Annotated in this window: 9 protein-coding genes; 5 read left to right on the top strand and 4 right to left on the bottom strand. The window is 73.8% G+C overall.

Annotated elements, in window-relative coordinates:
• Positions 1 to 17: 17 nt before the first annotated feature.
• On the bottom strand, positions 18 to 1,802 hold the full coding sequence (locus tag ACFWFR_RS13540; protein ID WP_377623300.1) for an AMP-binding protein: 1,785 nt from the start codon (positions 1,800 to 1,802) through the stop codon (positions 18 to 20).
• A gap of 260 nt (positions 1,803 to 2,062) precedes the next feature.
• On the opposite strand from ACFWFR_RS13540, the gene ACFWFR_RS13535 reads away from it, so the two are divergent.
• From ACFWFR_RS13535 to ACFWFR_RS13525, 3 genes are read left to right on the top strand one after another with little or no spacing between them, the layout of a single operon-like run.
• Positions 2,063 to 2,656, top strand: coding sequence for a hypothetical protein (locus ACFWFR_RS13535; RefSeq protein ID WP_377623299.1), 594 nt, complete (start codon positions 2,063 to 2,065; stop codon positions 2,654 to 2,656).
• Positions 2,653 to 3,327, top strand: a complete 675-nt coding sequence (locus tag ACFWFR_RS13530) for a SigE family RNA polymerase sigma factor (RefSeq protein WP_377623298.1) — start codon at positions 2,653 to 2,655, stop codon at positions 3,325 to 3,327. Before ACFWFR_RS13535 ends, ACFWFR_RS13530 begins: the two co-directional genes overlap by 4 nt.
• On the top strand, positions 3,324 to 4,487 hold the full coding sequence (locus ACFWFR_RS13525; RefSeq protein ID WP_377623297.1) for a hypothetical protein: 1,164 nt from the start codon (positions 3,324 to 3,326) through the stop codon (positions 4,485 to 4,487). Before ACFWFR_RS13530 ends, ACFWFR_RS13525 begins: the two co-directional genes overlap by 4 nt.
• A 19-nt stretch (positions 4,488 to 4,506) precedes the next feature.
• Here the strand turns inward: ACFWFR_RS13525 and ACFWFR_RS13520 are convergent, their stop codons facing one another.
• The 3 genes from ACFWFR_RS13520 to ACFWFR_RS13510 form a co-directional block, all read right to left on the bottom strand.
• Entirely contained in the window at positions 4,507 to 5,340 is an 834-nt protein-coding gene (locus tag ACFWFR_RS13520) for a 2,3-bisphosphoglycerate-dependent phosphoglycerate mutase (protein WP_377623296.1), read from the bottom strand.
• Positions 5,341 to 5,365: 25 nt separating this feature from the next.
• Positions 5,366 to 8,332 (bottom strand): AAA family ATPase, encoded by a 2,967-nt coding sequence (locus tag ACFWFR_RS13515; RefSeq protein ID WP_377623295.1) that lies wholly within the window; start codon positions 8,330 to 8,332, stop codon positions 5,366 to 5,368.
• Positions 8,333 to 8,493: 161 nt separating this feature from the next.
• Complete coding sequence (locus ACFWFR_RS13510) at positions 8,494 to 8,649, bottom strand: hypothetical protein (RefSeq protein WP_157516402.1); 156 nt, start codon at positions 8,647 to 8,649, stop codon at positions 8,494 to 8,496.
• A 341-nt stretch (positions 8,650 to 8,990) separates the two neighbouring features.
• On the opposite strand from ACFWFR_RS13510, the gene ACFWFR_RS13505 reads away from it, so the two are divergent.
• Positions 8,991 to 9,653 carry a hypothetical protein gene (locus tag ACFWFR_RS13505; protein ID WP_377615395.1) on the top strand — a complete coding sequence of 221 codons (663 nt, stop codon included), beginning with the start codon at positions 8,991 to 8,993 and terminating at the stop codon, positions 9,651 to 9,653.
• Complete coding sequence (locus tag ACFWFR_RS13500) at positions 9,650 to 10,024, top strand: UBP-type zinc finger domain-containing protein (protein ID WP_318244638.1); 375 nt, start codon at positions 9,650 to 9,652, stop codon at positions 10,022 to 10,024. The genes ACFWFR_RS13505 and ACFWFR_RS13500 overlap by 4 nt, the downstream gene beginning before the upstream one ends.
• Positions 10,025 to 10,089: the final 65 nt, after the last annotated feature.

The raw sequence follows: 10,089 nt of genomic DNA, 5'->3' as shown, positions 1-10,089 counted from the left end.
GTCCAGCGGTGAGTGCGTCAGGCCGTCGGGGCCGCACCGCCCGTGGGGTGGGAGCCGTCGTTGTCGGTGGGCTTGCCCAGGACGTTCTCGCGGACGACGCGGCGCAGCACCTTGCCGATCTGCGAGCGCGGCAGGTCCGGCACGACGAACAGGTGCTTGGGCAGCGCGTAGCGCGCCAGCTTCTGCTCGCCCCAGGCGCGCACGGCCGCGAGGTCGACCGGCAGGCCGCTCGCGGTCGTCTCCGACTCGTCGAGCACGATCGCGGCCGCGACGCGCTCGTCCGAGCCCTCACCCGGAAGGCCCACGACCGCGACGTCCCGGATGCCGGGCATGAGGCGCAGGTGGTCCTCGACCTGGGACGGGTAGATCTTGAAGCCGCCCGTGATGATCATCTCCTTGATGCGGTCGACGAGCGTGACCACGCCGTCCGCGTCCACGGTCACGACGTCGCCCGTGCGGAGCCACCCGCCCTCGAGCAGCTGGTGGGCCGTCTCCTCGGGGCGGTTCCAGTAGCCCTGGAAGACCTGCGGCCCGTGGATGAGCAGCTCGCCGCGCACCGTGCCGTGCTCGTCGGGGACGACGTCCTGCGTGGGGTCGTCCTGGTCCACGACACGGATGTCGGTGCTCGGGAAGGGCAGCCCCAGGGTGCCGGGGAGCCGGTCGGACGAGACGGGGTTGCCGAGCGCCACGGGCGACGTCTCGGTCATGCCGTAGCCCTCGATGAGCAGACCGCCGGTCGCCTCCTCCCAGGTGCGTGCCGTCGTCGGGCTGATGGGCATGGCCCCCGCGAACGCGAGCCGGATCGAGTGCAGGTCCACGGGCTTGCCCGCCGCGCGGGCCTTCGCGGCTGCGGCCGCGACGCGGTCGAACATGGGGGCGACGCCCGGGAGGAACGTCGCGGGGCGGCGCTTCTGCGCGGCCAGGACCGAGTCGGCGTCGAACTTGGGGAAGGCGACGAGCGTCGCGCCGATCCGCGCCGGGAGCGTCAGGCAGAACATGAGACCGAACGCGTGGAAGAACGGCAGGACGCCGTAGACGGTCTCCTCGCCCTCGCGGAACGAGGCCCACGCCTGACCCTGCACGGTGTTCGCGACGAGGTTCCGGTGCGTGAGGACCGCGCCCTTGGGCGTGCCCGTGGTGCCGCCGGTGTACTGGAGGAGGGCGACGTCGTCGGCCGTGGGCTGCGGGGTGGACGGGTCGAGCGGGCCGGCCGCCGCGACGAGCCGGTGCCAGTCCTGGACTCCCGGCGATGCCGGGCCGCGCAGCGCGGCCTTCTGGGTGCGTGCCGCCTTCACGGGCAGGTGCAGAGCGAGGCGCTTGAGGAGCGGCAGGTCACGTGCGACGTCGACCGAGACGACCGTCCGGAGCTCTGTGTGCGGCTGGGCGGCCAGGACCGCGGGGACGGCCTTCTGCCACACGAGCGCGACCGTGGCGCCCGAGTCCGCGAGCTGGTGGGCCAGCTCGTCGGACGAGTAGGTGGGGTTGTGCTCGACGACCGTCGCCCCCAGGCGCAGCGCGCCGTAGAACGCGACGAGGTGCGACGTGCAGTTCGGCATGACGAGCGCGACGCGGTCTCCGCGACCCACGCCCAGCGTGGACAGGGCGCTCGCGGCGCGGTCCACCTTCTGGGCGAGCTGCGCGTACGTGATCGTGGCGCCGAAGAAGTCGACCGCGATCCGCTCCGGCCAGCGCGCAGCGGCTCGGGCGAGCGCCGCGGTCACGGGCTCGTCGGGGACGTCGACGGTTGCGGGAACCCCTGGGGAGTACCGACTCAGCCAGGGCTGCTTTGCCAAGGTGTTCACTACTACACCGTAACTTACGGATGCGTAGGTTATGTGTACGGGCCGTGGGAAGTACCTCGGTGGAACCTGTGAGCACCCGGGAAGAAACCGGTGCCCAACCAGGGGAACCTTCGGGGGAGGCGCTGCGTGTTCTGTTCGTGAGGACAACGTACCGACCCCCGCCGAGCAGGTCCGGCGCACGGGTCGCAGGGGGCAGCAGCACGTCGTCCGGACCCGCGACCGCGAGGTCTCGAGCCGTCAGGGGGCGGCTGCGGGACCTCGTGGACAGCGGGCCGGCGGGGTCGGTCGGGGTCGTAGTCGGCAGCGTCGGGGCCTCGCTCCTCGCGGTCGGCCTGGCCTGGTCCTCACCTCAACCGAAGGTCGGCATGGTCCTGCTCGCGGTCGCGCTGCCCGTGTGCGCCATCATCGTCCGGTGGTCGATCGTGCCGCGCCACGTCACGGTACGTGGCGCCCGCGTCGTGACGACCGGGGACGACAGGGGGTGGCTGGTCGTGCGCAGGCCCCTGGGCACGGTCGTGCTGGACGGGTCGCGCTTCGGCGCGCTCGACGCCCAGCGGGTGCTCGCGGACCGGGTCGTGGCCGCGCACGTGTCGGGCCGCGCCGGACGGGTCGAGATCCTGAGGCTCCTCGACCGCGTCGTGGCACTGGACCGCCTGGAGCACGGGACCCCGGCGGCCGGGGCGCGCGGCAGGTCAGGTCTGACCCCCGAGCAGCGGGCGCTCCTGACCCGGCACGTGCGGGACGCCCTGGCGCGGGACGTCGAGCTGCTCGAGTCCCGGTCCGCAGGTCTTCCCGGCGGGGGCGCGTACCCGGTGCGCACCGCGCCTGCGGGGGCCGCAGGAGCAGTGCCATGACGGCGGTCCTGCCGCTCGTGGGCGGCGGCGGCACGGCCGACGGTCCACGACGAGCGCCCGACGGCGACGCACCGGAGCCGCTCGACCCGGACTTCGACGGTGGCCACGCCACGCAGGACGTGGTGCTGCACGCGACCCGGAACGCCGAGTTCACGGTGTTCATGGAACAGGCCGTGGGCCCGCTGCACCGCATGGCGTACCTGCTGTGCGGAGACCAGCACCGTGCCGAGGAGCTCACGCAGCAGACGTTCGAACGTACCTACCGGGCATGGTCCAAAGCTCGCGACGGAGACCCGCTCGTCTACGCGCGTCGCATCCTCGCGAACCTGCGGGTCGACACCTGGCGCCGGACCCGGCGCGAGGTGCTGTCCGGGCCCGAGGACCTCCAGGGGCACGTCGAGGAGCTCGCGGTCGCCCCGAGAGGGGCCGGCCCGGTGAGAACGGCTCCCGCCGGCGTGGACGACCGGGACCTCGTCGTCCGAGCCCTGCTCCAGCTCCCGCTCAAGCAGCGCCGCGTCGTGGTCATGCGGCACCTGCTCGACCTCTCGGAGACCGAGGTCTCGACCGAGCTCGGCCTGCCCGTCGGCACCGTGAAGTCGACCGCATCCCGGGCCCTGGCCCGCCTCCGCACGATCCTCGACGACTCGCCCGGAAAGGGTGGCACCTCATGAACGTCCCGACCGACGACTTCTTCGACCGGCTGCACGCCGCGGCGGACGCGGTCCCCCCGTCCACGCTCGACCTGCCCGTGGTCCTGGTCGCGAGCCGGCGCAAGGCCACGGCCCGCCGGGCCCTGACCGGTGTCGCAGCCTTCACGGCGGTCGCCGTGGTGGGTGTCGGGGTCGCGGCCGGCGTCCCGGGCGAGGTCGCGCACGAGCTGGCCCCCGCCGCAGGGTACGAGACGCTGAGCACCGAGGTGGTGCACCAGGAGGTGGCGCCCGGGATCACGGCCGTGGCCGAGGCCGCGACCTACGAGCTCCCGGACGGGACCGTCGTGCTCGACACGGGGATCGAGACCGGCGCGCACGGGGACCGGTTCCTGGTCGTCTCGACCGTCGAGGTCGGCGCGGCCGGGTACGACATCCAGGTCGACCCGGAGACCGGCGAGGTCCTCGAGACGCAGGAGAGCAACGACCCGGCACACATCCAGAAGATGATCGACCTCGGGTACGCGCCCGCAGAGGTGCAGCACGTCCAGCTGGTGGTGGGGGACGACGGCGAGCTCGGACGCCTCCGTGAAGGGGCCGTGCCGGCCCACGTCGTCCTCGACGAGGTGGGCTCTGCCGTGCTCACCTCGCCCTCCGGCAGTGACCTTCTGGTGGGCCTCACCGAACCGAGCGGAGGGTGGGCCGAGACGACGACCTACCTGGCGGCCTGGGAGCCCATCGCCGGACCGGAGAACCGCGAGGTCACCTCGGTCGCCGTGCCGACGCTCCCGGTGGCCGGTGACGGGTTCGAGCTCTACGTGGTCCAGGCCGACCCGCCGGGCGACCGGCTGTCCTTCCGTGGCGCGCTCGCGGTCACGAACCACGACGAGCTCGTCACGACCTGCGGACCCCAGGCCTCCGCGTGCGAGCTGACGTTCGACCCGAAGACTCGTGAGGTCGGAGCCGGCTCGACCGACCCGAGGACCGAGACCCCCGAGGACCCCGTGGCGACCGCACTGGACGAGCTCGCGCCGGGCGCAGACCTGATGTCGGTGTGCCTCGAGCTCCGAGGGCAGGGCGCCGTCGCCGTCACCGAGATGGGCGCCAAGGCGCCCGAGAAGCTCGGTGTCGACCCTGACACCTGGAGGCGCTGTGTCGTCGACCGGTCGTACGCCTGGGGCTGAGCAGCCCGACGGCCACGGCTCACGTCCCGCCGCGCTGCTCCAGGTCGGCCAGAGCCGCCTCGGCCCGGTCCGCGTCGAGGTAGCGGCCGCCGCGGTGCACCGGGACCAGGGACGCACCCGGGCGGGCCTCCCCGCCCGGGTGCGCTCCGTCGTCGGGCACCTGGCGCGTGAAACGGTGGACGAGCGGGATCCCCGTGGGGATGTTGAGCCCCTGGACCTCGGGGGCCGTGAGGTGGTCGACGAGCATGACGAACGCGCGCAGCGAGTTGCCGTGGCCCACGACCAGCAGGTTCTCGCCGCGGTCCAGCGACTCCTGGACCACGTTCCACAGGGGCTCGAGCCGGTGGACCACGTCCGCGAGCGACTCGGTGTCGCGGCGCATGCCCGAGCGGGCGGCGTCGGGCAGCCGCCCGAACGTGTCCGCGACGCGGGCCGCGGCCTCGCTGCCGTCCTCGACGGGCGGGGGACGGTGGTCGAACGACCGGCGGTACTCCCAGTAGGCCGTCTCGCCGTACTCGGCCCGGACGGACTCGCGCAGGTCGTCCGTGAACGCCCCGTAGTGGCGCTCGACCAGGCGCCACTCGGGCACGAGCGGCGGTGGGCCGGGCAGCGCGGCGGCGACGATCGCCGCGGTCGCCGAGGCGCGCACGAGCGGTGACGTGAGGACGCGGTGCGGCACGAGCGACGGGTCGTGCGCGCACGCTGCCGCGAGCTGGGCGCCCGCGAGCTCGGCCTCGTGGACGCCGTGGTCCGAGAGATCGACGTCGAGCAGCCCCGTGAAGCGGTTCTCGGCGTTGTAGACGCTCTCGCCATGACGCAGCAGGACGAGGGTTCCGGGTGCTGGGGCGCTCATGGCGTCCAGCGAACCACACCCGCGGTCAGACCTCGATCAGCCCTCGCTGGTGCGCGATCGAGACGGCCTCGGTGCGCCCCGACGCCCCGAGCTTGGCGAGGACGTTCGAGACGTGGACGCTCACGGTCTTGCCGCTGATGAACAGGCGCTCGCCGATCTGCCGGTTGGTGAGGCCCTGGGCGACGAGCAGCAGGACCTCCTCCTCCCGGTCGGTCAGGACCGTCACGGCTCCACGACGCAGCCCCGGAAGGTCCAGGCGCCCGCGGCGGGCCAGGTCGCGCAGGGCGCTCGTGAGCGGGGCCGCGCCCATGTCCTCGGCCTCCTCGAGCGCCTGACCGGCCTGCGTCGCGGCCCCCTCGCGGTCGCCCACGCCGAGCAGCGCCTGCGCCCAGCGCCAGCGGGACCGGGTGGCCTCGTAGCGGTAGCCGTAGTCGAACGCGCTGGTCGCCTCGGCCCAGAGCGCCGGGTCGTCGGTCCCCGTGAGCCGGCTGTGCTCGGCACGGGCCCGCACGAGCCAGGCGACGCCCTCGGGGCCCAGCCGGCCACCTCGCGGCCGGCCGCGCAGTGCGGTGGTCTCTGCCTCCGCGAGCAGAGCGTCGCCGTGCGACTGCAGGTCAGCCGTGCCGGCCCCGCCGAGACGGCGCGCCTCGGCGGTGTCCGCCAGCGCGGCCAGGGCGAGTGCCGAGATCCAGATCCGGCCCAGGAAGTAGTCGCTCCAGGTGCGCCCCAGGTAGACGATGAGCTCCTGCGCGAGCGTCAGGGCCTCGTCGCGGTGCGCCGACCAGACGAGCGCGTCGATCATGCAGCCGCCCGCGATGAGCGCGATCTGCCCGTCGCGCTGCCACTCGGGGCGCAGCGCGCGGGCCCGGTCGATCACGTCCTCGTCGCCGCGGGCGACGGCTGCATAGAGCTGGACCGCCGAGAGCGCGGCGACCGCGCTGGGCGGCGGGGGCTCGGGCGACGAGGGCGGTGGGCGCAGGTCGCCCGTCGCGTACCGGACGAGCTCGCCGAACAGGCGCAGCTCGACCCCGTACCCGTTCCAGCCGAGGCCTGCCGCGACCGCGTGCTCGAGGCCCGTGTGCGCCTCGACGAGGGCCTGGTCGAGGTCCCCCGAGTAGTAGCGGTTGGCCGCGATGTTGTACCAGCACCGCATCTCGGTCAGCAGGTCGCCCGCAGCCTGTGCACGCTCGCGGGCCGTCGCGAGGAGCGAGGCAGCGCGGTCCGCGTCGTCGACCTCGAGGACCGCGAGCGTCGTGAGCGCGTCCGCCTCGACGTCGGGGGCGTCGATCGCCCGGGCGACCGCGATGGCCTCCTCGGCCGTCTCCTGCGCGACGACGTCCATGTCGGCCCGGTCCAGGTTCATCGCGGCGCGGGCGCGCGTGGCGAGGGTCCAGGCCCGGTCGCGCGACGGGGGCTCGGTCGGCAGGACCTCGAGCGCGGCGGCCGTGTGCTCGATGACCTCCTCGACGCGCTCGATCCCGAGCAGGTGCAGCGAGAGCACGTGACGCAGCGAGGCCTGGCGCAACGGGTCGCCCGCGGTCGACTCGACGACCTTGCGGGCGATCGCGACGGCCCGGTCGGGCTCGCCCGCCCGGCTCGCCGCGGCCGCCGTCGCGACGGCCACGTCGACACGGTCCTCGCCCAGCAGCTCCGCGGCGTCGGGGACGGCGTCCCACAGACGCAGCACCTGTTCGAGGTGCCGCAGCTCCTCGGCGGGGGCCAGGACGCGCGCCGCGCGGCGGGCGGCCTCGCGCGAGGCGACCAGCGCGGTCGTGGTCTCGTGCGCCGAGAGGGCGTGGTGGGCCCGCTGCGCGGGCGATCCCAGCGACGGGTCCTCGGTCAGGGCGGCGAGATAGGCACGGTGCAGCGCGGCGAGCTCTCCGGGCAGGAGGTCGGCCGAGATGGCCTCGGCCAGCAGGGCGTGGCGGAAGGCGATGCGGCCCGACTCGATCGTCAGCACGTGGTGGGCCACGGCCTCGCGGAGCGTCGCGTCGAACGCCTGGTCGCAGGCCGCCCGCGTTGCGGGAGCTCCCGGGGCGCGCAGCCCGCCCAGCGAGAACACCCCCAGGTCCTGCCCGACCACGGCGCGCAGCAGCGGCTCGGCGACCACACGTCCCGACAGCGACGCGATGCGGGCGAGCTGCTGGACGTCGGGCTCGAGCTGTTCGAGGCGCGCGTGCAGGACGTCGGCGAGCGACCAGGGCAGGGCGTCGGCCTGGGGACCCGCCTCGACGAGCTCCTCGGCGAAGTAGGCGTTGCCCTCCGACCGGTTCATGACCCGCTCGAAGTCGTGCTTGGGCAGTGCCCGGCCCGCGACGGCGGTCGTGAACTGCTTGAGCTCGACGGGCGTGAACGGGGCCAGGTCGAGGTGCTCGACGCGCGGGTGCCGGCGCAGCTCGGCGAGCACGGGGCGCAGGGGGTGACGGCGATGGAGGTCGTCGGCGCGGTAGCTCGCGACGACCAGCAGGTGCTCGGCGCGCAGCCGTGCGAGGACGAAGCGCAGGACGTCACGCGTCGACGGGTCGGCCCAGTGCAGGTCCTCGATCACGAGCACGAGGGGTGCCCCGGGGCGCCCGGGAGCCGTGATCGCCGCGGTGATGGCCTCGAAGAGCTGGAGGCGCCCTGCCTGGTCCTCGCCGTTGCCCTCGAGGGCCGAGGGGCCCGCGTCGAGGAGCCGGCCCAGCGCGGGGCGGCCGTCGATGGTCCGGTCGACGACCTCGTGGGCCGCGCGGAGCTCGGACAGAGCCTCGGTGAACGGCAGGTAGGGGAGCCCGACGTCGCCCAGGTCCACGCAGTGGCTCACGACCACGGTCGCGCCGGCGTCTCGTGCGAGCTCTGCGGCTCTGACGAGGAGGCGCGACTTGCCGACTCCCGCGTCGGCTCCGAGCAGGATGGCTCCTGGGTCACCCGCGGCAGCGCGGCTCACGGCTGCGGCGATCACGTCGAGCTGGTGCTGTCTTGCGACGAAGTGAGCCTGGGAGGGGCGCGGCATACCGCCCATCCTTGCAGTGGCCACAGACGGCTGCCACGAAGTTTCCTGATACTCCGCTCCCGGTGTGACCAAGTCCTCCTCCGGACCGTCCGTGAACGGTGTGCTGGGTGGTGCCGAGGGCGGTCGTCGTCCCCGGCTCACCCGTCCGGAGGAGGGCTCCGTCATCCGCCCTGACCCGTGGTGCTCGCGTGCTGACTGCCGACGTGGCTGCGGAGCCACCGCAGGAGGACGTTCTCCCCGGGCGCGAAGTCCGCACGGACCAGCTGCTGGTGGTAGCGGAAGTCCGTCTCCAGAGACGGGCCGTTGAACTCGTTCATGATGCTCCCCGTTCCGGCGGACCTGGTGCCCGCCTGACCCTCACTCTGGTGCTGAGGCGAGCGGTGGCGTATCGGTCGACCGGGCAGGTTCTGGGCACGCACCACCTCAGGCCCGACGGCGCATCTCACCTGAGGTGGTCTGAGGTGCCTTAGGAGGGTTCGGGACGATGTGCCCGGACCCCGTGGGGGGCGAGCCGAGCCGCCCGACGGGCGTGCCGCCGTCGGGCCGCCCGCGAGGAGGTTCCCACCCGTTGCCAACTCCGGGAGGCGGTCGCAGACTGGAATGGACCGGACCCCTTGATGGAGGTGCCCTCGTGACATCGACGTACGACGTGCTACCGATGCTAGGACGCGGCAAGCACCGCAACCCGAAGAAGGGCGCGTGCTTCATGGAGCTCGCGTCGTACCTGGCCGGCGAACGCTGGAGCGACCATCCCCAGTGCACGCACCCGCTCGTCGCGATGCTCGCGCGAGCGGTCAACGACCTCACGAGCGACACGGCCCGGCCCCGCCTGGCCCTGCTCATCCCGGACGTGATCGGGCTGCGCAGCGACGACCCGCGCTGGAGCGTGTGGATCGCCCTGCGTGCCGCGCAGACCGCGCTGCCCGTCGCCCCGAGCGACCGTCAGGACGTCCTCGCGGTCGCGATCATCGCGGGCGAGCGCATGCTCGACCAGCTCGAGGACCGTGAGCCGGGTACCCGGACGCAGGCCTCGGTCGACGCGCTGGCCATGGTGCCCCGCACCGCGGCGTGGGCCGAGTCGTTCTGCAAGGGGTCGCGTCTGCGGCCCGCACGGTTCGCCCGTGACGCTGCGCCGAGCATCGTGGCGGCAGCGGTCCAGGGCCTCGCCGAGGCAGGTTCCCGGGACGCCGACGACGCGCTCTACGACCTGCTCTCCACGACGATCGAGGCCGCACGCGGATGGGCGGCCGCCGAGCCCGCCGCGCCGCTCGAGCCCAAGGACTGGGAGCCGATCGTCCGGAGCGTCGGGGCGCAGGTGTGACGGCGGCCGAGAGCGCCGGACCACCCAGCCTCGAGGAGTCCCTCGACCTGACCGTGCCGCCGAGCGGCCCGGGCTGCGTGGAGTGCGAGCAGGCGGCCGGCTGGTGGGTGCACCTGCGCCGGTGCGCCGAGTGCGGCCACGTCGGGTGCTGCGACACGTCCCCGTCGCAGCACGCGACCGCGCACTTCGCCCAGACCGGGCACCGGCTCATGCGCAGCTACGAGCCGGGCGAGGACTGGTACTGGGACTACGTGACCGCGCAGGCGTTCGACGGGCCCGAGCCGGCGCCCCCGCTCGCGCACCCCGAGGACCAGACGACCCCGGGGCCCGCGAGCCGCGTGCCCGCGAACTGGCGAGACCTGATCCATTGAGCGGTGAGCATGCCGGCTGGACCGGCTCCGCCGAGAAGTGAGTTGATGCCCCTGATCCGCGCGGA

The sequence above is a fragment of the Oerskovia sp. NPDC060287 genome (assembly GCF_042726775.1).
In the GTDB taxonomy this organism is placed as follows: domain Bacteria; phylum Actinomycetota; class Actinomycetes; order Actinomycetales; family Cellulomonadaceae; genus Oerskovia; species Oerskovia merdavium.
This window is presented reverse-complemented; position numbering and strand designations above follow the sequence as displayed.